Consider the following 25,594-nt stretch of genomic DNA (forward strand, 5'->3'; position numbering starts at 1 on the left):
CCTTAAGCGTCGGCCAGTGCGGCCAGCACCAGCTGGCAATTGTGCTCACCGTAACCAAGCAACACCTCGCGGATGGCCTGGTGGTCACGGGCGATGATCGCCTGCAGCAATGCGGCAAAGGTATTGAGGAACTGGCCCATTTCACCTTTGCGCCGCTCCAGCGCCAGGTGATAGGTGCGGCTGATGGCCGGCAGCAGGTTCTCCACGGTTTCCTGTAGGTAGGGATTATTGGAGAACGGGAATGCAGCACGCATGATGTCAAAGCTGCTTTCGACAAAAGCATTGATATCTTCACGCTGCAGGCTGTCCTGCAGGCGCTGCTGAATAACCAGGAACGGCCCGAGATCCGCCTCAACCTGCCAGCTATCCGCCACCGCTTTGCCCAGTAGGATGTAGAGCTCCATGACCAGGGCGTACAGGCTCTTGACGTTATGCGGCGTAAGTTCAGCCACCTGCGCGCCACGGCGCGGCGGGATCACGATCAGGTGCCGGCGTTCCAGAATCAGCAGTGCTTCGCGCACCGACCCTCGGCTGACATTCAGCGCCTGGGTGACTTTCTGTTCCTGAATCCGCTCACGCGCCTTCAACTCACCACGAATGATGCGTTCGGCAAGGTGATGGGCGATCTGCTCAGCGAGGCTATCCGGTGCCTTGAACGTCATGATGATCCTTAGGCTCTATCTGACCTATTGGAGATGGCTTAAAGCGGCTAAACCCGCGCCAGGCTTGGCCTGAGCGGTCGAGCGCCGGCGCGAGTGTAACACAGGGTGTTACCGGGCCAAGGCCACTAGCGCCCTGCTTTCAAACCAAAAGGTGGGCAGCCAGGGGATGGGCAGCAACACAGATTGTCCTACAATCCAACCAACACCCTACTCCAACAATAATAAGTACGGAGCCACCATGTTCGAACGCCTGCCCTCCAACTGGATGCTTGTGATTAAAAGCATCGGCTACTGGTTCTGGTTGATCCCTGTATTGGGCATCCCCTTGAGCTACTACTGGTCATTAAATAGTCAATACGCCAACGCTTGGCCCTGGCTGGTGGTGCTGGTGGTGTTTGGGGTTATTCCGCTGCTGGATTTCATTATCGGCCGTGATCCGGCCAACCCCGATGAAGCGGTGCAGGTGCCGCAAATGGAGCAGCAAGGTTATTACCGCCTGCTCAGCCTGATCACCGTGCCGGCTTTGCTTGGCATGCTCGGTTGGTCCGGCTGGGTATTCGTCAACCATGAGGCCTGGAGCTGGGTTGGTCAGCTAGGCTGGGTACTTTCCGTCGGCACGGTGACTGGCGCGATCGGTATTACCGTGGCCCATGAGTTTATCCATAAGGACCCGCAACTGGAGCAAAACGCCGGCGGCCTGCTGCTGGCAGCCGTGTGCTACGGCGGTTTCAAGATCGAGCATGTGCGCGGTCACCATGTACATGTATCAACTCCGGAAGACGCCAGTTCTTCGCGCTACGGCCAGAGCCTGTATGCCTTCCTGCCGCACGCCTATGTGCACAACTTCCTCAATGCCTGGAAGCTTGAAGCTGAACGGCTGAAACGCAAAAATCTGCCCGCCCTGCACTGGCGCAATGAGCTGATTGGCTGGTACGCGGTCAGCGTCCTATTTCTGCTCGGTTTCAGCCTGGCCTTCGGCTGGCTCGGTGCACTGTTCTTTATTGCGCAGTCAGTGGTCGCCTTCACCCTGCTGGAAATCGTCAACTATGTGGAACACTACGGCCTGCACCGCCGCAAGCTGGAGAATGGTCGCTATGAACGCACCAATCCGACGCATTCATGGAACAGCAACTTCCTTCTGACCAACCTGTTTCTCTTCCATCTACAGCGCCATTCCGACCACCACGCTTACGCCAAGCGCCGCTACCAGGTGCTGCGCCATTTCGACGACAGTCCACAACTGCCCAATGGCTATGCCGGAATGATCGTCCTGGCGCTGTTTCCGCCGCTGTGGCGCTCGGTGATGGACCCACGGGTGCGTGCCTACTACGCAGGTGAAGAACATCAACTGACCGATTCGCAGCTGACTCACTCCTAAAGCGCAGACGTGCTACAAAAAGCGCCAAGGGCTCCCACCCTTGGCGTTTTTGCATGCGTGCACTTTTGTTTCTGTAGCACCTTGTTTGGCATAAAAGCGGCTAGCGTTTAACCGAGCTGCAGGGCTTTTCGTGCTCATAACTGAATCGTATGACAATCGCCTGACCAAAGAGTCAAATATTTGTTGACCCTAAAGTCAGAAAACTCTAGATTCGCCTCATGCCAAGCCGTGTGGAAACGCTGCGCCGTTGTGCTCAGTCGTTTCAGCAGAGCCTGATACGAGAACAATAAAGTGCCTGGAGGTCGTCCTTGATCCAGTTTTTACTCAACCGGGAGCTGCGTACTGAGCATGCCCTCGACCCAAATGTCACCGTGCTCAATTACCTGCGTGAGCATGTCGGCAAATCCGGAACCAAAGAAGGCTGCGCGTCTGGCGACTGTGGTGCCTGCACCGTTGTAGTTGGTGAGCTGGATGGCGAGCGCGTGCGTTATCGCACCCTCAACTCCTGCCTGACCTTCGTTTCCTCTTTGCACGGTAAACAGCTGATCACGGTTGAAGACCTCAAGCACCAGGGCAGGCTGCACAGCGTGCAGCAGGCCATGGTCGACTGCCACGGCTCGCAATGCGGCTTCTGCACCCCAGGGTTTGTCATGTCGCTGTTCGCCCTGCAGAAGAACAGCAGCGGCTTCGACAAGGCTGACACCATGGAAGCCCTGGCCGGCAACCTTTGCCGCTGCACCGGCTACCGCCCGATTATCGATGCCGCCGAACAGGCCTGCTGCCAGAAGCAGCCAGACCAGTTTGACGCAGCCGAAGCGCAAACCGTTGCACAACTAAAAGCCATCGCCCCGCAGGACACTGCCGAGCTAAATAGCGGCGACAAACGATGCCTGTTGCCGCTGACAGTCGCCGACCTGGCCGATATCTATGCTGCCAACCCTGAAGCTCGCCTGCTCGCTGGCGGTACCGATTTGGCGCTGGAAGTCACCCAGTTCCACCGCGAACTGCCGGTGATGATCTACGTCGGCCACATCGAAGCGATGAAACGCGTTGACGTGACTGCCGAGAGCATTGAAATCGGCGCAGCCACGGCCCTCTCCGATTGCTACGCCGCCCTGGCCCAGGATTACCCGGACTTCGGCGAGTTGCTGCACCGCTTCGCCTCTTTGCAAATCCGCAACCAGGGCACCCTGGGTGGCAATATCGGTAACGCCTCGCCGATTGGTGACGCCCCGCCGCTGCTGATCGCCCTCGGCGCGCAAATCGTCCTGCGCAAAGGAAGCGAGAGCCGTACGTTGCCGATCGAAGACTACTTCCTCGACTACAAGGTGACTGCGCGCCAGGAAGCCGAATTCATCGAAAAGATCATCGTGCCGCGCCATCAGGCCAGCCAGGCGTTCCGCGCCTACAAGGTGTCCAAGCGCCTCGACGATGACATCTCCGCTGTCTGCGCCGCCTTCAATCTGGTGGTCGAAGATGGCGTGGTGCAAAGCGCGCGTATCGCCTTTGGCGGCATGGCGGCCATCCCGAAACGCGCCGCTGCCTGCGAAGCCGCGCTGCAAGGCTCGGCCTGGTATCCGGGTGTGATCGAACGCGCCTGCGCCGCGCTGGCCGAGGATTTCACCCCGCTCAGCGACTTCCGCGCCAGCAAGGAATACCGCCTGCTCACTGCACAGAATCTGCTGCGTAAATTCTTCCTCGAGCTGCAAGCTCCCGAAGTCGAAACCCGGGTGACCGCCTATGTCTAACCACATCCAGCACAAAACCCAGGCCGAACTGGCCGAACTGTTCCGCGCCGACATCACCACCGGCGTCGGCAAGAGCGTCAAACATGAAAGCGCGGACAAGCATGTCTCCGGCGAAGCCATCTACGTCGACGACCGCCTGGAATTTCCCAATCAGCTGCACGTCTATGCCCGCATGAGCGACCGCGCCCACGCGCGCATCGTCAGCATCGATACCGCGCCCTGCTACGCCATTCCTGGCGTGGCCATCGCGATCACCAGCAAGGATGTACCCGGCCAGCTGGACATCGGCCCGGTGGTCGCTGGCGACCCGCTGCTAGCGGACGGTAAGGTCGAATACGTTGGCCAGGTGGTGATCGCCGTCGGCGCCGACAGCCTGGAAACCGCACGCAAGGCGGCCATGGCCGCAATCATCGAATACGAGGATCTCGAGCCGGTACTGGATGTGGTCGATGCATTGCGCAAGAAGCATTTCGTCCTCGACAGCCATCAGCACAAGATCGGCAACTCCGCAGCCGAATTGGCTACCGCGCCGCGCCGCCTGCAAGGCAGCCTGCATATCGGCGGCCAGGAACACTTCTACCTGGAAACCCAGATTTCCTCGGTAATGCCCAGCGAAGACGGCGGCATGATCGTCTACACCTCTACGCAGAACGCCACCGAAGTGCAGAAGCTGGTGGCCGAAGTGCTCGGCGTGCCGATGCACAAGATCGTCATCGACATGCGCCGCATGGGCGGCGGTTTCGGCGGCAAGGAAACCCAGGCTGCTGGCCCGGCGTGCCTCTGTGCGGTGATCGCGCACCTCACCGGCCGACCGACCAAGATGCGCCTGCCGCGCGTTGAAGACATGCAGATGACCGGCAAGCGTCACCCGTTCTACGTCGAGTACGACGTCGGCTTCGATGACAACGGCCTGCTGCACGGCATCGAAATCGAACTGGCCGGCAATTGCGGCTACTCGCCGGACCTGTCCGGTTCGATCGTCGACCGCGCGATGTTTCACTCCGACAATGCCTACTTCCTCGGTAATGCCACCATCAATGGTCACCGCTGCAAGACCAACACCGCGTCGAACACCGCCTACCGCGGCTTCGGCGGCCCGCAGGGCATGGTCGCCATCGAAGAAATCATGGATGCGGTCGCGCGCAGCCTGGGCAAAGATCCGCTGGAAGTGCGCAAGACCAACTACTACGGCAAGACCGAGCGCAACGTCACCCACTACCACCAGACCGTCGAGCACAACGTTATCCACGAGATGACCGCCGAGCTGGAAGCCAGCAGTGACTACGCCAAGCGCCGTGAAGAAATCCGCGCATTCAACGCCAAGAGCCCAGTACTGAAGAAAGGCCTGGCGCTGACCCCGGTTAAATTCGGTATCAGCTTTACCGCCACCTTCCTCAACCAGGCCGGCGCGCTGATCCATATCTACACCGACGGTTCGATTCACCTGAACCACGGCGGCACCGAGATGGGCCAGGGCCTCAATACCAAGGTCGCGCAGATCGTCGCCGAAGTGCTGCAGGTAGATGTTTCGCGGATTCAGATCACTGCGACCAACACCGACAAGGTGCCAAACACCTCGCCGACCGCCGCCTCCAGCGGTGCCGACCTCAACGGCAAAGCCGCACAGAACGCAGCTGAAACCCTCAAGCAACGCCTGGTCGACTTTCTGGTGCGCGAGTACAAGGTCACCCCGGAAGACGTCGAATTCCGCAACAGCCAGGTGCGCGTACGCGATCTGTTCCTGAGCTTCGAGGAAGTGATCCAGAAGGCCTATTTCGGCCAGGTATCGCTTTCAAGCACTGGCTTCTACCGCACACCAAAGATCTTCTATGACCGCGACAAGGCCGCCGGCCGTCCTTTCTACTACTTCGCCTACGGTGCAGCCTGTTCGGAAGTGATCGTCGACACTCTGACCGGTGAGTACAAGATGCTGCGCACCGACATCCTGCATGACGTCGGCGCCTCGCTGAACCCGGCCATCGATATCGGCCAGGTTGAAGGCGCATTCGTCCAGGGCATGGGCTGGCTGACCATGGAAGAGCTGGTATGGAATGGCAAAGGCAAGCTGATGACCAACGGCCCGGCCAGTTACAAGATCCCAGCCATCGCCGATATGCCGCTGGACCTGCGCGTCAACCTGGTTGAAAACCGCAAGAACCCAGAAGACACCGTGTTCCACTCCAAGGCCGTCGGTGAGCCGCCGTTTATGCTCGGCATCGCCGTGTGGTGTGCGATCAAGGACGCCGTGGCCAGCCTGGCTGACTACCGCGTACAACCGAACATCGACGCCCCGGCAACCCCTGAGCGCGTGCTTTGGGGGGTGGAGCAGATGAAGAAGCTGCAGCAGAACGCCAAGTCGGCCACCGCTGCCGAGGTCGAACCGGCATAACGCCAACCCGCCTGGGTGCTCATCCACCCAGGCGCTGCACAGACAGGTGTACAACAATGACAAAACACACCGAAACGAAACCGCAGACACCGCGACCGATTCCGGTACCGATACTGGACCCGTCGCCGAGTAACTGGCGCCTACCGCGCCCCGGACAACTGCCACCCACATGGAGGCTGAGCAAATGAGCTGGATCAGCGCCCTCGCCGACCTGCAGCAACGCAGTGAACCCTGCGTGCTGGTGACCATCATCGAAGAACGCGGCTCAACCCCGCGCAATGCTGGTTCGAAAATGGTGGTCACCGCTGACCGCATCTTCGAGACCATCGGTGGCGGTCATCTGGAATTCAAGGCGATGGCGCTGGCCCGCGAAATGCTCTGCAGCCGCAGCCAGGACACCCGCCTGGAACGCTTCAGCCTGGGCGCCAGCCTCGGCCAATGCTGCGGCGGCGCCACCGTATTGCTGTTTGAACCGATGGGCCAGCCCCAGGCACAGATCGCCGTATTCGGTGCCGGTCATGTTGGCCGCGCCCTGGTGCTACTGCTCGCCAGCCTGCCATGCAAGGTGCGTTGGATCGACTCGCGGGAAAATGAATTCCCCGAACAGATCCCCGCCGGGGTGGAAAAGGTGGTCAATGAAGAGGTGATCGACGAGATCGAACGCATGCCCGCTGGCAGCTACTATATCGTCATGACCCACAACCATCAGCTCGACCTTGAGCTGACTGCAGAAATCCTCAAGCGCAATGATTTTGCCTACTACGGCTTGATCGGCTCGCAGACCAAACGCGCCAAATTTGAACACCGCCTGCGCGATCGCGGCTTCGATCCAGCAGTGGTAGCGCGCATGCGCTGCCCGATGGGGTTGGCTGAGGTCAAAGGCAAGTTGCCGGTAGAAATCGCCGTGTCCATCGCCGGCGAAGTAATCGCCACCTATAACGCTGCCTTTGGCCAAGAGAGCAAAAAAGGCCAGCCCAGCGTTGCCAAGCTGCTGCCCGCCTCTCGCCGAAGCCAGGCCTGACTATCTGTTCAGGCGCACACACGCCTGAACGACCAACTCCATAGATTGAGATAAGCGTTACATGACTAGCCCAGTGAAAGCCTACCGCGCCGCCATCCTGCACAGCATTGCCGACCCGGCCGTGGTGGGCGTTGAGCAATCCTATGAGTATTTCGAAGACGGCCTGCTGGTTATCGACAATGGCCAAGTGGCAAACGTCGGCCATGCTGCTGACCTGCTACCCACGCTCAAGGGCGTGGATATCACCGAATACCGCGATGCCCTAATCACCCCTGGCTTTATCGACACCCATATCCACTACCCGCAAACCGGGATGATCGCCTCCTACGGCGAACAGCTGCTGGATTGGCTGAACACCTACACCTTTCCTACCGAACAGCAGTTCGCCGACAAGGCCCATGCTGCGGACGTGGCCGGCATTTTCCTAAAAGAGTTGCTGCGTAACGGCACCACCACCGCGCTGGTATTCGGCAGCGTTCACAAGCAATCGGTGGACGCCTTCTTCGAAGCCGCCGAAGCGTTGAACCTGCGCATGATCGCCGGCAAGGTGCTGATGGATCGCAACGCCCCGGACTACCTGACCGACACCCCTGAGTCCGGCTACGCCGACAGCAAAGAGCTGATCGAACGCTGGCACGGTAAGGGTCGTCTGCATTACGCGGTGACTCCGCGCTTCGCCCCGACAAGCACCCCGGAGCAACTGACCCTGGCGGGCAAGCTGCTGGGCGAGTACCCGGACCTGTATATGCACACCCACCTGTCCGAGAACCGCAAGGAAATCGAATGGGTCAAGGCGCTGTTCCCCGAGCGCAAGGGCTATCTGGATGTGTACGACCACTACAAGCTGATCGGTGCGCGCTCGGTATTCGCCCACGGCGTGCACCTGTGCGACGACGAGTGCAAACGCCTGGCCGAAACAGGTTCGGCCGTGGCCTTCTGCCCGACCTCCAACCTGTTCCTCGGCAGCGGCCTGTTCGATCTGAACAAGCTGGAACAGCACGGCGTACGCGTCGGCCTGGGTACCGACGTGGGTGCCGGCACCAGCTTCAGCCAGCTGCAATCGCTGAACGAGGCCTACAAGGTGATGCAGTTGCAGGGAAAGAAGCTCGACCCGTTCAAGTCGCTGTACCTGGCGACCCTCGGCGGTGCCCATGCGCTGTACCTGGACAACAAGATCGGCAACTTCGAGAGCGGCAAAGATGCCGACTTCGTGGTGCTCGATTACAACGCCACACCGCTGATCAGCTATCGCATGCAACAGGCTAAGACCCTAGACGAGAAGCTGTTCGCCCTAACCATGCTCGGCGATGACCGCGCCATGAAGGAAACCTTCGCCGCCGGGCAGTCGGTACACCGTCGCGACTAACCCTGGCAGGTTAAATCCGAGCCAAGAAAAAGCCCGCTTATTGAGCGGGCTTTTTTGTTTATGCCTGTTACACAGATCCGCGACTTACCACTTTCTTCTTGGCGCTCGGCAGCAGATGCGAGAACACCGCATGCAGGTCATCGGATGCAGTTTCGCCATCCAGATTGAGCTTGGCGTCAACGCTGTCCATGTGGCGCATCATCAGGTCCACTGCCACTTCGACATTGCCAGCTTCAATCGCGTCGATTACCTGGTCATGTTCGGCATCCGAGCAATGGGTGCGGCTGTTGCTTTCGTACAGGGCGATGATCAGCGAGGTCTGCGAAATCAGGCTGCGCAGAAAACCCAGCAGGGTCAGGTTGCCGGCGGCTTCCGCGAGTTTGAGGTGGAACTCACCCGACAGGCGAATGCCCATGCCGCGATCACCACGAGCGAAGCAATCGCGCTCATCAATCACCATCTGGCGCAGCGCGGCAATCTGTTCCGGCTTGGCGTTCATGCAGGCCAGCTCGGTAATCGCCCGCTCGATCATTCGGCGTACATAGAAGATCTGCCGCGCTTCTTCCGCACCCGGGCTGGCCACTACCGCGCCACGGTTAGGCCGCAGCAGCACCACGCCTTCGTGGGCCAGGCGCGATAAAGCGCGACGGATGATGGTGCGGCTGACGCCGAAGATTTCACCGAGCGCCTCTTCACTGAGCTTGGTGCCAGGAGCCAGACGCTGCTCAAGAATGGCATCGAAGATATGGGCGTAAACGACATCGTCCTGAGTCCCGCTGCGAGTGCTCTTGCCTTCGCGCGTCTGCTTCTTAAGGGGCTGCAATTGTTCGTTCATTGGGGCTCGCGTGATCAAGGTTCGGCGGTTGCTGATGCAACTCTACTGCGTGTTACCCACCTTCTGGCAAGCAGTACATAAGTAGAAAGTCACAAATAAAAGCCCTTGCATTGTACACAATGTGATCAGCGCGTACACCGCTAGCAACGCATAACGATCAGGCAAACATGCATTTCCACGCGTTTTACAGTCGCACTTCTCGGCCAAAGAGCGTACGAGCAGCAGATTCATTTCGTATATGCAGCATTTTTCTTGTTCGCAAATCTGCTTAGGAAAAGTCTAGGTGAGTCACGACACACACACCGCGATACCCCTGATTACTGCCGAAGACCCTTTGAACACAGGGGTGGCGTTGACTCGCGTGGCCTTTTATCTGAATGCACCGGTACACATCAGGAAAATAGCCGGTGATGCATAGGTGAAAAAACCGAGCACATACAGGATATCAAGCAGAAACATTATTTGCTTTTTTTGTATACAACATCATAATCGGCCTCAGCGTTATTTCTTGACCTATAGGTCAGCTAAGCACGCCAGCAAGGCAAAAAACACCACCTACCTCAAGAGTCGAGCAGTGCGCAGCACAGGCTCTGGGTGGCACACAACAAGAGATGAGGAGTACCCCTGTGGAAAGCGCTAAACAAGAACAACAGGCGACGCAGATGCAAGACCTGATCAAACCCGGTCTACTTGACCGCTTCTTCAAGCTGACTGAGCACCGCACCACGATCAAAACCGAGCTGCTGGCGGGCCTGACGACTTTCGTCACCATGGCTTACATCATCTTCGTCAACCCCAACATCATGGCCACGGCCGGCGTCGATCACGGCGCGGCGTTTGTCGCCACCTGCATCGGTGCGGCCATCGGTTGTTTCCTAATGGGTCTGTATGCCAACTGGCCAGTCGGCCTGGCACCGGGCATGGGGCTGAATGCCTTCTTCACCTACACCGTTGTCGGTGAAATGGGCTACAGCTGGCAGGTCGCCCTCGGCGCGGTGTTTATCTCCGGCGTGCTGTTTATGATCATGAGCCTGTCACGCATCCGCGAGTGGCTCCTCAATAGCATCCCAATGAGTCTGCGCTTTGCCATGGGCGCGGGGGTTGGTCTGTTCCTCGGACTGATCGGCCTGAAGACTGCAGGTATTGTCGTCGATAGCCCGGCGACTCTGCTGACCATGGGCTCGTTCGGTGAGCCCAGCGCAATCCTGGCTGCCGTGTGTTTTCTACTGATTGCCGTGCTTAGCCATCGCAACGTGTTTGGCGCCATCCTGTTCAGCATGCTCGGCGTCACCGCCGTTGGCTGGGCACTGGGCCTGGTTGAATACAACGGCCTGGTTTCCATGCCCCCAAGCCTGGCGCCGACCTTGATGGCCCTGGACATCGCTGGTGCCTTCAACATTGCCATGATCAGCGTGATTCTGGCTTTCCTCTTCGTCAACATGTTCGACACCGCTGGCACCCTGATGGGCGTCGCCCATCGTGCCAACCTGGTGGAGGAAGACGGCAAGATCCAGAACCTGTCCAAGGCCCTTAAGGCTGACAGTACCTCCAGCGTGATCGGTGCCTTTGTCGGTTGCCCGCCGGTAACCAGCTATGTGGAAAGTGCTGCAGGCGTTGCGGCAGGTGGCCGTACTGGCCTGACAGCTGTTGCCGTGGGCGTGCTGTTTCTCTGCGCGATGTTCTTTGCCCCGCTGGCAGGGATGATCCCCGCCTACGCCACTGCTGGTGCGCTGATCTATGTCGCAATGCTGATGATGAGCGGCATGGCGCATATCGACTGGAAAGATCACACCGACACCATCCCGGCGATCGTCACCGTGGTCATGATGCCGCTGACCTTCTCCATCGCCAACGGCATTGCCCTGGGCTTCCTGACCTACGCAACACTGAAACTGCTGACCGGCCAGCGCGACAAGGTATCGCTTAGCTTGCACGTTCTATGCATCATTTTTATCGCCAAGTTCGCCTTCCTCTAATTGAAAACTACTGCGCTCGACTATGCAGCGTTGAAGTCAGGCTCAAAATGCTCATGTACAGTCGTACACTCCGCTTTTTCGCCTGACTTCGCCTTGCCTAGTCATCGCTCGCTACGTTTTCAAAACAAAGGAACATGAACCAAGCAAAACCTAAGCCCTGATATGGCGTCGGGGCTTTTGCACATCTGGAGAATAGGAATGAGTCTGGAAACCTGGCTGTTGTTCGCAAGCGCTGCACTGGTGGTGATTCTGATTCCGGGGCCACTGTCACTGCTGATGGTCAGCAACAGCCTGAACTACGGTCTGCGCCGCTCGGCCCCGGCGTTCGTTGGCGGCGTATCGGCCTCGATCTGCTTGTTGAGTGCCTCGGCGCTCGGCCTTGGTGCGCTGTTGTTGGCCTCCGAGCAGTTGTTCAGCCTGCTCAAGCTGGTCGGCGCGCTGTATCTGTTCTACCTCGCCTGGCAAAGCTGGCAGGAGTCACGCCAAGCTGCCAAACCGGTGAAGACCGAGGAACAGCCGGTCAATCCCGGTTTTCGCAGCATGTTCTGGAAAGCCTTCGGCCTGGGCGCCAGCAACCCCAAGGACATTCTGTTCTTCGCCGCCTTCCTGCCGCAGTTCATCAGCGCCGAGCGCCCCATGCTTGGCCAGCTGCTGGTAATGATCGCCACCTGGGCAGTGTTGGATCTGGCCTGCAAACTATTCTACGGCCTCAGCGCCCAGGGCGCGGCGCGCTACCTGCGGTCAGGCAAGGGTCAGGTGTGGTTCAACCGCATCAGCGCGGCATTGTTTGGCGGTGCTGGCGCTGCATCACTGCTTAGCCGCTGACAGCCTGCCAAGACTTATCCACGTCACCATCTGTAGGAGCGGGCCATGCCCGCGATATCGGTTCGCGCCCCGCCCGCTCCTACTCCAGCGCTTGAAACCCGACAAATCGCAGGCAAAAAAAAGCCCGCAGTGTGTACGGGCTAGGGACTCTTAAATTGAGTCAGAGGGTGACAAGCATTCGGTTCAGCTACCGCGGTAGGTGGAGTAGCTGTAAGGGGATATCAGCAGCGGCACGTGGTAATGCTCCTGCCCGGCATCGATGCCGAAGCGCAGCACCACGACATCGAGAAAGGCCTGCTCAGGCAATTTGACGCCACGCGCGCGGTAGTAATCGCCGGCATGGAAATGCAGCTGGTAAACACCACTGCGGTAATCGTCACCCTGCAGCACCGGCGCATCGCAACGGCCATCGTGGTTGGTGATAACGCTATTGAGCAGCTCCATCTGAGCCCCTTCAACGCGGTACAACTCAATCTTCAATTCGCTGCCTGGGCAACCATGGGCGGCATCCAGTACGTGTGTGGTCAATCGTCCCATCGCTTATGGGCACCTGCGCAGATAAGCCTACGTAGACGCCGCACCTCCTCTACTTTTATTGAATTCGGCAGATTTATCAGGCTAAGCAGCCTCGACTGAGCTGAAGCATAGCATGCTGAAATTCAAAAATAAGACACTTTTATAAAAAACTGTACACAATAAATCGATCATTACGCCTGCTCAGCGCACCGTAAACGGGCAGCAAATCGGCCATAAGTGCTTGCGAGCACTGCTTTTGCACAGCAACAGCTGATGCTCTGGACAGATTCAGCATTAAGGCAAAATTTCACAAAATAAGTGAATTTTAGATTTACAAGATGCAAAGCACTTTGTATACAATTAGCCCATCACGGTCGTGCAACGCATTCGTGCCTGCCCAATGACCGCCACAAACAGCAAGAAGGAAGACTGCAGTGAGCGCTGACTACCCACGCGACCTGATCGGTTACGCCAACAACCCGCCCCACCCGCACTGGCCGAATGATGCACGCATCGCCCTGTCGTTTGTTCTCAACTACGAGGAAGGCGGCGAGCGCAACATCCTGCACGGCGACAAGGAGTCCGAGGCGTTTCTCTCCGAGATGGTTTCCGCGCAGCCGCTGCAAGGCCAGCGCAACCTGTGCATGGAATCGCTCTACGAGTACGGCAGTCGTGCCGGCGTCTGGCGTTTGCTGAACCTGTTCCAGAAACACAACATCCCGCTGACCATCTTCGCCGTGGCCATGGCCGCGCAGCGTCATCCGGACGCGATCAAGGCGATGGTCGCCGCCGGCCACGAGATCTGCAGCCACGGCTACCGCTGGATCGACTACCAGAACATGAGCGAAGCCGAAGAGCGCGAGCATATGCTCGAAGCCATTCGCATCCTGACTGAACTGACCGGCCAGCGTCCGCAGGGCTGGTACACCGGCCGCCTCGGCCCGAACACTCGCCGCCTGGTCCGTGAAGAAGGTGGCTTTCTGTATGACAGCGACACCTACGACGACGACCTGCCCTACTGGGACCCGGCCAGCACCGCGGCCAAACCGCACCTGGTGATCCCTTACACGCTAGACACCAACGACATGCGCTTCACCCAGGTGCAGGGTTTCAACAAGGGCGACGATTTCTTCGAGTACCTGAAAGACGCCTTCGATGTGCTCTACGCCGAAGGCATGGCCGGCGCGCCGAAGATGCTCTCGATCGGCATGCACTGTCGTCTGCTCGGCCGTCCCGCGCGCCTGGCGTCACTGGCGCGCTTCCTTGAATACGTGCAAAGCCACGAAAAAGTCTGGTGCGCCCGCCGCGTCGACATTGCCAAACACTGGCACGCGACCCATCCGCTGCAAGAGCCATCCAAGGAGAGCTCGAAATGAGCCGTTTTCAAACCCTGACCCCGTCCCGCCTAAGCCGTGAAGACTTCGTAAAAGTCTTTGCCGACATCTACGAGCACTCGCCCTGGGTCGCCGAGAAGGCCTTCGACCTGGGCCAGGACGACAGCATCAACGAAATCAACGGCCTGCATCAGCGCATGGCCGACCTGTTGCTCAGTGCCAGCCACGCTGCACAGCTGGCGCTGATCAATGCTCACCCGGACCTGGCCGGCAAGGCAGCCGTACGCGGTGAGTTGACCGCCTCCTCCACGTCGGAGCAGGCAGGTGCGGGCATTCACGCCTGTACCGCAGAAGAGTTCGCCCGCTTTACCGAACTGAACGATGCCTACAAAGCCAAGTTCGGCTTCCCCTTCATCATGGCGGTGAAAGGCAGCAATCGGCACCAGATTCTGGCGGCCTTCGAGGAGCGGATTCATAACTCGCCGGAGCAGGAATTCGCCTGCGCCCTGGCCGAGATCAACAAGATCGCGCTGTTCCGCTTGCAGCAGCTGTAGGCCGCACGCCCACCGCCCTCCCCAACGCCATCATCTAAGGCAGACATTTCATGAAAGCTTACGCCGTACCCTTTGAGAAATACGTCAACCTCGCCGACGCACGCCTGGGCACCAAGGCCATCTCGGTCACCGACGACTGGTTCGCCGACGTTAACCGTCTGTTCCAGCCGACCCCGGCCGTATGGAAGGAGGGCGTGTTCGATGACAACGGCAAGTGGATGGATGGCTGGGAATCGCGCCGCAAGCGCTTTGAAGGTTACGACAGCGCGGTAATCCGCCTGGGTGTGCCGGGCTCGATCAAGGGTGTGGACATCGACACCAGTTTCTTCACCGGTAACTTCCCGCCGTCGGCGTCCCTGGAAGGCTGCTTTGTGGCTGAAGGCGACCCGAGCGACGCTACCGAGTGGACCGAAGTGCTGGCCGCAGTCGAACTGCAAGGCAACAGCCACCACTACCATGAAATTGCCAATGCACAGGCCTTCACCCACCTGCGCTTCAACATCTACCCAGACGGCGGCGTCGCCCGTCTGCGCGTCTACGGCGTACCTTTCCGTGACTGGTCGAACGTAGGTGACAACGAAGAAGTTGACCTGGCTTCTGCACTGAATGGCGGTCGCGCCCTGGCCTGCTCGGACGAACACTTCGGCCGTATGAGCAACATCCTCAACCCGGGCCGTGGCATCAACATGGGCGACGGCTGGGAGACTGCACGTCGCCGTACCCCTGGTAACGACTGGGTGATTATCGCCCTCGGCCATCCGGGCGAGATCGAACGCATCATCGTCGACACCCTGCACTTCAAGGGCAACTACCCGGACAGCTGCTCGATCCAGGCGGCCTTCGTCAAAGGCGGCACCGACAGCCAGATCGAAACCCAGAGCCTGTTCTGGCGCGAACTGCTGCCAAGCCAGAAGCTGCAGATGCACGCCGAGCACGAGTTCAGCGAGCAGATCAAAGCACTCGGCCCGATCACCCACGTACGGGTGAACGTGTTCCCGGACGGTGGTATCAGCCGTCTGCGCCTGTTCGGCAAAGTCGCCAAGTAAGCCAAAAACCCCTCTCCCATTGGGAGAGGGGCATTAACGAACGAACAAGAAGACCAACATGCGCACATTGATCATCGAGCCGCTGAGCAAAGAAGCCTTCGCCCCCTTTGGTGACGTTATCGAAACCGAAGGCAGTGAATTCTTCATGATCAACAATGGCTCTACTCGCCGCTATCACAAACTGGCCACGGTCGAGACCGCACAGCCAGAGGATAAGGCGATCATCAGCATCTTCAGTGCCGAGGCGCTGGATATGCCGCTGACCATTCGCATGCTGGAGCGACATCCGCAGGGCAGTCAGGCGTTTATCCCGCTGCTCGGCAACCCCTTTCTGATCGTGGTCGCGCCACTTGGCGATGCACCTGAATCAGAGTTGGTCCGCGCCTTCCGCAGCAACGGCAGGCAGGGCATTAATTACCATCGCGGCGTTTGGCACCACCCGGTGCTGACGATCGAAAAGCGGGATGACTTCCTGGTGGTTGATCGCAGTGGTTCTGGCAACAACTGCGATGAGCATTTCTTTAGTGACGACGAGCTGTTGCTCCTCGCCCCCCACCAATAAGAGAAGCCCAGCCTCCGGCGTGCCGGCACTGGGAATGAGGTACTGATTGTGGAAGCACATTTGATTGAGTGGCTGAACCTGAGCATTCGTTGGGTGCATATGATCACCGGCGTGGCCTGGATCGGCGCATCCTTCTATTTCGTCTGGCTGGAAAACAACCTCAACCGCAGCAATCCCCGCGAAGGCCTGTCCGGTGACCTTTGGGCGATTCACGGTGGCGGTATCTACCACCTGGAAAAATACAAACTGGCCCCACCGAAAATGCCGGAGAACCTGCACTGGTTCAAATGGGAGGCCTATTTCACCTGGCTGTCGGGCATCGCCCTGATGCTGGTGGTCTACTACCTCAACCCGAGCCTGTACCTGGTCAAGCCGGGCGTTGATCTGGCGCCGGAAATGGCCATTGCCATCGGTTTCGGTTCGATGATTGCGGGCTATATCGCGTATCACTTCCTTTGTGACTCGCCGCTGGGTAAACGCCCGGCTCTGCTTGGCGCCGTGCTGTTCGTGCTGATCATCGCTGCCGCCTATGGCTTCAGCCAGATTTTCAGCGGTCGCGCCGCCTATATCCATGTCGGCGCCATTATCGGCACCATCATGGTCGGTAACGTGTTCTTCACCATCATGCCGGCCCAGCGCGCGCTGGTTAAGGCGATTGAAGACAACACCACGCCGGACCCGACCCTGCCGGCCAAAGGCCTGCTGCGCTCGCGCCACAACAACTACTTCACCTTACCGGTGCTGTTCATCATGATCAGCAACCACTTCCCGAGCACCTACGGTAGCCAATACAACTGGCTGATCCTGGCGGGCATCGCGATGCTGGCGGTACTGGTGCGCCATTATTTCAACACCCGTCATGACAGCAGCAAGTACGTCTGGACCCTACCTGCCGCCGCACTGGGCATGATCTGCCTGGCGTTCGTTACTGGCCCGAGCATGAAGGCTGCTGCACCGCAGGAGTCGCAAGCTGCAGTGATCAAGTACGCCCCGGTCCCGGCCACGGGCATCAGCGGCAACCCGCAAGCGGCCAAGGCGGCCGAACCTGCCGCCAAGCCGGCAGAAGCCCCAAAGGTCAGCCCCCCTGCTAAAGCCGCAACGGACGCTAGCGGCTTTGCCCAGGTCAAGAGCGTGATTGAGCAACGCTGCAGCGTATGTCATTCGGCAACGCCCAGCAGCCCGATGTTCAGCGCACCGCCTGCCGGCTTGATCCTCGACACACCAGAGCAGATCAAAGCGCAGGCCGCGAAGATCCACGCACAAAGCGTTGCTTCGCAGATCATGCCGCTGGGCAATATCACCCAGATGACCCAGGAAGAACGTGAGCTGATCGGCTCATGGATCGACCAGGGCGCCCAGCTCAACTGATGCAACCGAATGCCGCGCCCGCAAGGGCGCGGCATTTGTTTATCTGCACCCTGCAAGAATTCTCCGGTACAGGTCAATAAACACCTGCGCCGAACAGCGACTTACAACAATAAAAGCGCCTGAGGTATTTGCATGACCCCGTTGAATTCAACGTCGACCTGCGCGGTCGACCAACGCCTACCCCTGCTGCAAATGATTCTGGTGAGCTTCCAGCATGTGCTGCTGATGTACGGCGGTGCCCTTGATCATCGGTGAGGCCGTCGGCCTGTCCCGTGAAGAAATCGCCTTCCTGATTACCGCTGACCTTTTGGTAGCGGGTATTGCCACCCTGGTGCAGTCACTCGGCATCGGCCCCATGGGTATCCGTATGCCGGTGATGATGGGCGCCAGTTTTGCCGCCGTCGGCAGCATGGTGGCCATGGCCGGCTCGCCCGGTATCGGCTTGCCGGGAATCTTCGGTGCAACGATTGCCGCAGGCTTTTTCGGCATGCTGATTGCGCCGTTCATGTCGCGCATCGTGCACTTCTTCCCACCACTTGTGACCGGTACGGTGATTACCGCCATCGGCTTGTCACTGTTCCCCGTGGCGCTCAACTGGGCCGGCGGTGGCAGCGCCGCCAGTGAATTCGGCGCCTTGCAGTACCTGGCGATTGCCGCGCTGGTGCTGGGAACCATTCTGCTGATCAATCGGTTTATGCGCGGCTTCTGGGTCAATGTTTCGGTGCTGATCGGCATGCTTGTCGGCTACCTGGTGGCTGGCGTCCTGGGTATGGTCGACCTCGGTGGTCTGCAGCAGAGCGCCTGGTTTGCCGTGGTCAAACCCATGCACTTCGGCATGCCGGAGTTTCATCTGGCGCCCATTCTCTCCATGTGTCTGGTGGTGGTGATCATCTTCGTTGAGTCCACCGGTATGTTCCTCGCCCTCGGCAAGATCACCGGTAAGGAAGTCACCCCGAGCATGCTGCGCCGCGGCCTGTTGTGTGATGCCGGCGCATCGTTCTTCGCCGGCATCTTCAACACCTTTACCCACTCCTCCTTTGCTCAGAACATCGGCCTGGTGCAGATGACCGGCGTACGCAGCCGGTATGTCACCGCCGCCGCTGGGTTGCTGCTGATCGGCTTAAGCTTGCTGCCCAAAGCCGCCTACCTGGTGGCCTCGATTCCACCGGCGGTACTGGGCGGCGCGGGCATTGCTATGTTCGGCATGGTCGCGGCAACAGGTATCAAGATTCTCCAGGAGGCGGATATTGCCGACCGCCGCAATCAGCTGCTGGTCGCCGTCAGCATCGGCATGGGTCTGGCCCCGGTGGTGCGCCCGGAGTTCTTCGCGCACCTGCCGCACTGGCTGGAGCCGATCACCCACAGCGGCATCGCCATGGCCACCATCAGCGCGGTACTGCTCAATCTGCTGTTCAATATCCTCGGCGGACCAGAACGTGCGGCGCTAAACAATCCGCACCTGCAGCACTGACCCCTCTCTCTTTGCGCGCAAGTAAGCAGCCCGCTACGCCGGGCTGCTTACTTGCGCGACCTGCTAAACCAGTCGCACCCTCTATAACAGGCATCTCCAGCGCGCAAATGACGAGTTGCAACGTCATCTGACTGACAGTTCATTTTTTGTGCACAATCTTAAAATAAATTGTTTTTATCGCTGTGAACAAGTTGCTATAGTCGATTCATTCTGACCAAGTGGACAACTTCTACCCAGGTACAGAACAGAGGCGCCGTGAAGCCTCGCCAAGCCCATGACCGTATAAAAACAACTGGCAGGCTCTGACTATGACCACGACTAGCAGCACAGAGACCACAGCTCCGCCTGTGGCAAACAACGACCTGATCTACCAACTCCACGACACCCCGGCCTTTGCACCAGCGATCTTCGCCGCACTGCAGCACGTACTGGCCAGCTTCGTCGGCATTATCACCCCTACCCTGATTGTCGGTGGCGTACTCGGCCTCGGCGCCTATGTGCCGTATCTGGTCAGCATGGCGCTGTTCGTATCCGGCCTCGGCACCTTTATCCAAGCCAAGCGCATTGGCCCGGTCGGCTCTGGCCTGCTCTGCCTACAGGGCACCAGCTTCGGTTTTCTCAGCGTGATTCTCAGCGCCGGGTTTATCGTCAAAGGCCGTGGCGGCAGCGAAGAGGAAATTCTCTCGACGATCTTTGGCGTGTGCTTCTGCGCGGCCTTTGTCGAGATCGCCTTCAGCCAGTTCATCAACAAGCTGCGCCGAGTCATCACTCCAGTCGTGACCGGCACCATCATCTGTCTGATGGGTTTGTCATTGATCAAGGTCGCCATGACTGATATCGCCGGCGGTTACGGCGCCGCAGATCTCGGTGCCCTGCACCACCTGGGTCTCGGCGGCTTGGTGCTGGTCACCATCGTGATCCTCAACCGCTTCCCGTCACAGGTGGTGCGCCTCTCGGCGGTGATCATCGGCCTCGTATTAGGCTTCAGCGTGGCCTGGTACACCGGCAAGGTGGATTTCGCCAATATGGCTGACGTGCCACTGGTCAGCATCCCCGTGCCATTCAAATACGGCTTCAACTTTGACTGGGTAGCGTTTGTGCCGATTGCGGTAATCTTTCTGATCACCCCGTTGGAAACCGCAGGCGACCTGACGGCCAACTCGATCATTTCCAAGCAGCCGGTCAAAGGCCCGCTTTATATGCGTCGAATCAAATCCGGGGTATTGGCCGATGGCTGCAACTCGGCCATCGCGGCCATGTTCAACAGCCTGCCGATGACCACGTTCAGTCAAAACAACGGTGTGATCCAACTGACTGGTGTGGCCAGCCGTCACGTGGCGTTCTATATCGCCGCCATTCTGGTGCTGCTAGGTCTGTTCCCGGCAGTAGGCGCAGTATTGCAACTGATGCCGAAACCGGTACTCGGTGGCGCCACGCTGATCATGTTCGGCACCGTGGCCGTGGCGGGGATCAAGATCCTTACCGAGGCGGGTCTGCATCGTCGAAACGTGCTGATCGTGGCCATCTCCCTGGGCCTGGGCCTGGGTGTTGCGGCCGTCCCGGAAGTGCTCTCGCAGATGCCCGATGCGCTGAAGAACATCTTCGGCTCGCCCATCACCATCGGTGCCTTCAGCGCCATTCTGCTGAACATCTTCCTACCGGAAGAGTATCTGCAGCTGGAAGAAAACGACTACGACCCCGAAGCCCATCTGCACACCGTGCTGCAAAACCCGCAGGACGACAGTGCCGCAGATGTGCCAAGCAGCAGCCGCAACGAGCTTAACGTGGCCCCACGTACCAGCTGAACCACCCTCCTTTGCCTGACAGATCCTGCGGTTCGCCGCAGGTTCGAGAAACCTTGTAAGTCCAATAATAAGGAAACCATGATGAAACTGAAGCACCTGCCCCACGGCATTGCCCTCTCGGCTGGACTGTTTTCCGGTCAACAGGCCTTGGCCAGTGACGCCTTCCTCTGGCAAGACACCAGCCTCTCCTACCTCTATGGCAGCAACTTTCAGCGCCTCAACAACAACGCTGAAGAGCAGCGCTCGCAAAGCACCTTTACCCTAGAAAACGCCAGTGGCTGGACCTGGGGCGACACCTTCTTCTTCCTCGACTACATCGACGCCGACAATTCGCAGGCGCGCGGCAGCAACTTCGGTAACCTGAGCGTCAAGGAAAAGAACAGCTTCTACTACATGGAGTTTTCTCCACGTGTCAGCCTCAGCTGGTTGACCGGCCAGGACCTGTCCGTAGGTCCAATCAAGGACGTCAAGGCCGCCTTCACCTATGAGAAAGGCAATGGCGGCCCAGGCACCGAGAACTACCTCTATGGTATTGGCCTGGATTGGGACGCGCCGGGCTTCGCCTTCCTGCAGACCAACCTGTACCGCGTGAAGATCAACAACCACATCTTCTTCGACCATGACTTCAAGGCCAGCGAACAAGGCAACGGTTACACCACCCAGCTGACCGTAGCCGGCGCCTACCCGTTCGCCATTGGCGAACAGGACTTCGTGGTCGACGGCTATATCGACTGGCGCGCCCCATCCAAGGACGCCGGCACCCAGACTTCAGTCGGCTCCTCGATCCAGATCAAATGGGATGCCGGCAAGGCGCTGTTCGGTGAAGGGCGCAAACTGTATGTCGGTACCGAGCTGAACATGTGGCACAACAAGTACGGCATCAAGCCAATTGACGGCTCCACCAATGGCTTCGATCAGACCGCCGTGCAAGCACTGGTGAAGTACCACTTCTAAGCCTATGTGCTTGATGCGGGTTGCCGGGTAGGCGGCAACCTGTAACAAAAAGGGGATGGCATCGTTGCCATCCCCTTTTATATTGCGCCTATCCCTCTTATCTTACGCGCAGAAAAAAACCGCTCACCTGGAGCGGTTTTTGTTAGCTCAACACATTACTGCGATTGCGCGTCCTTGAGCTTCTTGCGCTCGATAAAATCCAGCTTCCACTGCTCCAGGCCGATGCGTTCTGCATCCAGGTTGGCCTTGACTTTGTACTGATCTTTCAGCGCCGCAACTTCGCTCTGCTGCTCGATCAGGAAACGGTCAAAACGCTGCATAAAGGCTGTGTGCTTGAGGGTCGACAGCTTGAAGCTGCCACGGTTGTGCGGCAGCTGCGCATCGAAGATCAGCGCACCCGGTTTTGCGCGGATGTTGTCCAGATAATGAGTCGCCACCACCACGTTGAAGTAAGCGCCGTCGGTATCCTTCTTCAGCGCCTGGCGGATCATCTGGCGCAGATCATCGCTGTAGGTCAGCTCGATCTGCCCAGCATCGATACGCTCCTGATAGCCCCATGGCGTCCAGCCGTTGACCATGGCCAGGCGTTTGATCTGCTCGATGGGCTGGCCATGGCGCTGCGGAGCAACCAGTACACCATCGACATACTCGACCACGCCCTGGCTGTAGCTCAGGGTCTTGCCGGCCTTCTGCGCTGGTGCCCAGGTTTCGCTGTCGGGGTATTTGAAGTCCACCTGGCCGCTGAGCAATGCGGGCAACAGTTGTTCAACGGGCAGCACCTTGTAGCTCAGCTCCACCCCGCTGGTTCGCGCGAACAGGTCAAAAAGATCACGGGCAAAGCCCTGGTACTGGCCTTGCGCATCGATGCTGTAGTGCGGCGCAAAGGCCAGTTTCTCTACACCGATCACATAACTTTCAGCGCTAACCGCGCTGGAACAGACAACGGCGAACAAACTGCAGACGTGCGAGGGCTTCACAGCAAACCTCCTGTTTAATTATGAGAGTGGAACGAAGGAACCGCACAAGGCGATGAAGTTGCGGCTAGGGGCTAGCCACCGGTCATGCTCATAAAGCGAATAACCTGTACCTGGGCATCGCTCTCGAAGTGATGACGCTCAGGCTTCAACTGCAAAGCCTGCACCAAGGCATCACGCAGACGCTGGCTGTCACCCGGATGGGCACGCATCAGATTTTTCAGGTCCAGGGCATTCTCATGCCCCAGGCAGAGCACCAGCTTGCCCTCTGCGGTGACGCGCACGCGGTTGCAGTCGCCGCAGAAGTTGTGGCTATGCGGTGAAATAAAGCCAACCTGGGTGTCGCTGCCGACCACCTGCCAGTAGCGCGACGGCCCGCCGCTCAGTTTGCTGCTGCGCACCAGGGCATAACGCTGCTCGATTCGCTCACGCACCTCGTCACTGGAGCAGAAGGTCTGCTCGCGCTGGTGACTGGAAATACTACCCAGCGGCATTTCTTCGATAAAGCTGATGTCCAGGCCACGCGCCATGGCGAACTCGACCAGGTCGAGCACTTCGTCATCGTTGCGACCTTTCTGCACCACGGCATTGAGTTTGATCTTGCGAAAACCCGCCGCGCGCGCCACCTCGATGCCTTCGAGCACCTGATCGAGCTTGTCGCGTCGGGTAAAGGCGGCAAAGCGCTCGCGCTGCAGCGAATCCAGGCTGACATTCAGGCGCTTAACCCCGGCCGCGTGTAACTGCGGCGCCAGGTCAGCCAGCTGTGAGCCATTGGTGGTGATGGCCAGGTCTTCCAGCTCCGGGCGCTGGCCCAGGCGGGTCAGCAGGCTGAGCAGGTTCTTGCGTACCAGCGGCTCGCCACCGGTGATGCGGATGCGTTTGACCCCAAGGCCGATAAAGGCGTCCGCCACTGCATAGAGTTCTTCAAGGCTGAGGATCTGCTCGCGCGGGGCGAACACCATGTCCTCACTCATGCAGTAAGTGCAGCGGAAATCACAGCGATCGGTAACCGATAACCGTAGATAGGTGATGCGCCGACCGAAAGGGTCAACCAGCTGATTGTTCACTACGTGTCTCCTGGAGCTCAACGAGCCGAGACTTTTTGTTATGAGTACATAAGCCGAGATAAAAACAGAAAAACTAAATGTTGCATACAACAACCTGACCTAAAAGTCAGATAGCCCGCCAGAGCCCAGGCCACAAGCCTTGAGCGTCGCGCAAAGCCGGTGCTACCATCCCGGCGCTGCCCAGCGACGGGCGTTCGACAGAAGCAAAGAGGCTTATGACCAGTATTCGCGAGCGTAACAGAGAGCTGATTTTACGCGCAGCCAGTGAGGAGTTCGCCGACAAAGGCTTTGCAGCCAGCAAAACCAGCGATATCGCCGCTAAGGCCGGTGTGCCCAAGCCCAACGTTTACTACTACTTCAAGTCGAAAGAAAACCTCTACCGCGAAGTGCTGGAAAGCATTATTGAACCGCTGCTGGAAGCTTCCGCGCCGTTCAATCAACCGGGTAAACCCGCCGACGTACTACGCGCGTATATACGCTCGAAAATCCGCATCTCCCGCGAACTGCCGTTTGCCTCCAAGGTATTCGCCAGCGAAATCATGCACGGCGCGCCGCACCTGTCCGCCGACCAGACCGCGCAACTTAATGCCCAAGCCAAACACAATATTTCCTGCATCCAGGGCTGGATCGACCAGGGCCTGATGGCCAAGGTTGACCCGCACCACCTGCTGTTCAGCATCTGGGCCGCAACCCAGACCTATGCCGACTTCGACTGGCAGATTTCCACCGTGACCGGCAAAGCCAACCTGGATGAAGCCGACTACGAAGCCGCCGCGCAGACCATCATCCGCCTGGTTATCAGGGGCTGCGAGATCGACGAAACCCAGCCCAGCGCATCCGAGCAGGTTACTAACACGTAAGCACGTCTATCCGCCCTGCCCTTGGCTTAAGGCCACAATAAAAGAACGGTGAATGCTGCAAAGCATCCACCGTTTTTAATTTCTGTTTCACATACAAAAGACCTGTGGGGGCGCTTTAGCGGCGAGTCGTTACAGTTGCGGCTACGACTGCATGGATGCAAGAGGTAGGGCGAAGCAGGATGCCAGAACCGAAAGCGCCTCCCACAAGCCGCACCCTATCACGCGGCGATGCCCGCGTCAGGCTTCAGACCAACCGACTCCACAGCGCTGACGGCGCACTGCTCATCGATATCCGAGGTGTCGCCTGTAATGCCCACGGCGCCAATCACCTCGCCGCGCGCATCACGAATCAGCACACCACCCGGTGCCGGCACCAATTGACCGTCGGCCAGGTTGTTTACCGCGCCGATAAACGCCGGGCGCTGTTGTGCGTCGGCGGCGATCAGGCGTGAGCCCTTGCCCAGTGCCAATGCGCCCCATGCCTTACCGATGGCGATTTGCGGGCGTAGCAAGCTGGCGCCGTCCTCACGCTGCAGGCTGATCAGATGGCCGCCGGCATCCAGTACGGCCACGGTCAGCGGTGCTGCAGAAATTTCCCGGCCGACAGCCAGGGCACGATTACTGATGGTGGTGGCGATTTGCAGATTCAACGTACTCATGTTGGGTCTTCCTCGATGCTGATAAATCCTACGAAACACCCGGAACCACAGCGCCTACAGGGCGATTGACAGCTGACGGGCAATCCAAAGCTCAACACCACTATCCCACTAGAAACAAAAAACTCAATAGACGAATACAATACAAAGGACATTTGTATACAGTTATCAACAATCGTTTCCGCAGCAGATCAAGCGCCCTAGCTAAAACGGTTGTTTTAAAAGAT

21 protein-coding genes and 1 pseudogene are annotated in these 25,594 nt (G+C 58.7%); 16 read left to right on the forward strand and 6 right to left on the reverse strand.

Features of this window, described 5'->3' with window-relative positions:
• Positions 1-2: 2 nt before the first annotated feature.
• Positions 3-662 carry a GntR family transcriptional regulator gene (locus ACIGEK_RS11265; protein WP_275962918.1) on the reverse strand — a complete coding sequence of 220 codons (660 nt, stop codon included), beginning with the start codon at positions 660-662 and terminating at the stop codon, positions 3-5.
• A 238-nt stretch (positions 663-900) separates the two neighbouring features.
• Here ACIGEK_RS11265 and ACIGEK_RS11270 point away from each other — a divergent pair, with 238 nt between their 5' ends.
• The 5 genes from ACIGEK_RS11270 to guaD all read left to right on the forward strand — a co-directional run bounded on the left by ACIGEK_RS11270 (position 901) and on the right by guaD (position 8,564).
• On the forward strand, positions 901-2,040 hold the full coding sequence (locus ACIGEK_RS11270) for an alkane 1-monooxygenase (protein ID WP_397493408.1): 1,140 nt from the start codon (positions 901-903) through the stop codon (positions 2,038-2,040).
• A 308-nt stretch (positions 2,041-2,348) separates the two neighbouring features.
• Positions 2,349-3,788 (forward strand): xanthine dehydrogenase small subunit, encoded by a 1,440-nt coding sequence (gene xdhA, locus ACIGEK_RS11275; protein ID WP_397493409.1) that lies wholly within the window; start codon positions 2,349-2,351, stop codon positions 3,786-3,788.
• Complete coding sequence (gene xdhB, locus ACIGEK_RS11280) at positions 3,781-6,177, forward strand: xanthine dehydrogenase molybdopterin binding subunit (protein ID WP_397493410.1); 2,397 nt, start codon at positions 3,781-3,783, stop codon at positions 6,175-6,177. The genes xdhA and xdhB overlap by 8 nt, the downstream gene beginning before the upstream one ends.
• A 184-nt stretch (positions 6,178-6,361) precedes the next feature.
• Positions 6,362-7,198 carry a xanthine dehydrogenase accessory protein XdhC gene (xdhC, locus tag ACIGEK_RS11285; RefSeq protein ID WP_397493411.1) on the forward strand — a complete coding sequence of 279 codons (837 nt, stop codon included), beginning with the start codon at positions 6,362-6,364 and terminating at the stop codon, positions 7,196-7,198.
• A gap of 61 nt (positions 7,199-7,259) precedes the next feature.
• Positions 7,260-8,564, forward strand: coding sequence for a guanine deaminase (guaD, locus tag ACIGEK_RS11290; RefSeq protein ID WP_397493412.1), 1,305 nt, complete (start codon positions 7,260-7,262; stop codon positions 8,562-8,564).
• A 67-nt stretch (positions 8,565-8,631) separates the two neighbouring features.
• On the opposite strand, the gene ACIGEK_RS11295 is transcribed toward guaD, so the two are convergent.
• Positions 8,632-9,399 (reverse strand): GntR family transcriptional regulator, encoded by a 768-nt coding sequence (locus tag ACIGEK_RS11295; protein ID WP_397493413.1) that lies wholly within the window; start codon positions 9,397-9,399, stop codon positions 8,632-8,634.
• A 626-nt stretch (positions 9,400-10,025) separates the two neighbouring features.
• Between ACIGEK_RS11295 and ACIGEK_RS11300 the strand changes: the two genes are divergently transcribed.
• The gene (locus ACIGEK_RS11300; RefSeq protein WP_397493414.1) at positions 10,026-11,375 is read left to right on the forward strand and encodes an NCS2 family permease; all 1,350 of its coding nucleotides are present in this window, start codon (positions 10,026-10,028) and stop codon (positions 11,373-11,375) included.
• Between the two features lie 198 nt (positions 11,376-11,573).
• Positions 11,574-12,200: a LysE family translocator gene (locus tag ACIGEK_RS11305; RefSeq protein ID WP_397493415.1), complete on the forward strand. Its 627-nt coding sequence runs from the start codon at positions 11,574-11,576 to the stop codon at positions 12,198-12,200.
• A gap of 183 nt (positions 12,201-12,383) precedes the next feature.
• Here ACIGEK_RS11305 and uraH read toward each other — a convergent pair whose 3' ends face one another.
• Positions 12,384-12,737, reverse strand: coding sequence for a hydroxyisourate hydrolase (gene uraH, locus ACIGEK_RS11310; RefSeq protein WP_397493416.1), 354 nt, complete (start codon positions 12,735-12,737; stop codon positions 12,384-12,386).
• Positions 12,738-13,150: 413 nt separating this feature from the next.
• Here uraH and puuE point away from each other — a divergent pair, with 413 nt between their 5' ends.
• From puuE to ACIGEK_RS11350, 8 genes and pseudogenes are all read left to right on the forward strand, one after another.
• Positions 13,151-14,092: an allantoinase PuuE gene (puuE, locus tag ACIGEK_RS11315; protein ID WP_397493417.1), complete on the forward strand. Its 942-nt coding sequence runs from the start codon at positions 13,151-13,153 to the stop codon at positions 14,090-14,092.
• The gene (gene uraD, locus ACIGEK_RS11320) at positions 14,089-14,604 is read left to right on the forward strand and encodes a 2-oxo-4-hydroxy-4-carboxy-5-ureidoimidazoline decarboxylase (RefSeq protein WP_397493418.1); all 516 of its coding nucleotides are present in this window, start codon (positions 14,089-14,091) and stop codon (positions 14,602-14,604) included. Before puuE ends, uraD begins: the two co-directional genes overlap by 4 nt.
• 50 nt (positions 14,605-14,654) lie before the next feature.
• The gene (alc, locus tag ACIGEK_RS11325; protein WP_397493419.1) at positions 14,655-15,650 is read left to right on the forward strand and encodes an allantoicase; all 996 of its coding nucleotides are present in this window, start codon (positions 14,655-14,657) and stop codon (positions 15,648-15,650) included.
• A gap of 58 nt (positions 15,651-15,708) precedes the next feature.
• Positions 15,709-16,212: an ureidoglycolate lyase gene (locus ACIGEK_RS11330; RefSeq protein WP_397493420.1), complete on the forward strand. Its 504-nt coding sequence runs from the start codon at positions 15,709-15,711 to the stop codon at positions 16,210-16,212.
• A 48-nt stretch (positions 16,213-16,260) separates the two neighbouring features.
• Entirely contained in the window at positions 16,261-17,580 is a 1,320-nt protein-coding gene (locus ACIGEK_RS11335) for a urate hydroxylase PuuD (RefSeq protein ID WP_397493421.1), read from the forward strand.
• Between the two features lie 132 nt (positions 17,581-17,712).
• A pseudogene (locus ACIGEK_RS11340) lies at positions 17,713-19,051 on the forward strand (nucleobase:cation symporter-2 family protein).
• Between the two features lie 308 nt (positions 19,052-19,359).
• Entirely contained in the window at positions 19,360-20,856 is a 1,497-nt protein-coding gene (locus ACIGEK_RS11345; RefSeq protein ID WP_397493422.1) for a nucleobase:cation symporter-2 family protein, read from the forward strand.
• Positions 20,857-20,937: 81 nt separating this feature from the next.
• On the forward strand, positions 20,938-21,810 hold the full coding sequence (locus ACIGEK_RS11350; RefSeq protein ID WP_397493423.1) for an outer membrane protein OmpK: 873 nt from the start codon (positions 20,938-20,940) through the stop codon (positions 21,808-21,810).
• Positions 21,811-21,965: 155 nt separating this feature from the next.
• Here the strand turns inward: ACIGEK_RS11350 and ACIGEK_RS11355 are convergent, their stop codons facing one another.
• The gene (locus tag ACIGEK_RS11355; protein WP_397493424.1) at positions 21,966-22,787 is read right to left on the reverse strand and encodes a transporter substrate-binding domain-containing protein; all 822 of its coding nucleotides are present in this window, start codon (positions 22,785-22,787) and stop codon (positions 21,966-21,968) included.
• A 71-nt stretch (positions 22,788-22,858) separates the two neighbouring features.
• Positions 22,859-23,851, reverse strand: a complete 993-nt coding sequence (gene moaA / locus ACIGEK_RS11360) for a GTP 3',8-cyclase MoaA (protein WP_397493425.1) — start codon at positions 23,849-23,851, stop codon at positions 22,859-22,861.
• Positions 23,852-24,066: 215 nt separating this feature from the next.
• On the opposite strand from moaA, the gene ACIGEK_RS11365 reads away from it, so the two are divergent.
• Positions 24,067-24,711 carry a TetR/AcrR family transcriptional regulator gene (locus ACIGEK_RS11365; protein ID WP_397493426.1) on the forward strand — a complete coding sequence of 215 codons (645 nt, stop codon included), beginning with the start codon at positions 24,067-24,069 and terminating at the stop codon, positions 24,709-24,711.
• A 218-nt stretch (positions 24,712-24,929) separates the two neighbouring features.
• On the opposite strand, the gene ACIGEK_RS11370 is transcribed toward ACIGEK_RS11365, so the two are convergent.
• Positions 24,930-25,370: a heme-binding protein gene (locus tag ACIGEK_RS11370; protein WP_397493427.1), complete on the reverse strand. Its 441-nt coding sequence runs from the start codon at positions 25,368-25,370 to the stop codon at positions 24,930-24,932.
• Positions 25,371-25,594: the final 224 nt, after the last annotated feature.

The organism is Pseudomonas sp. NPDC079086, from assembly GCF_044542155.1.
Lineage (GTDB): Bacteria > Pseudomonadota > Gammaproteobacteria > Pseudomonadales > Pseudomonadaceae > Aquipseudomonas.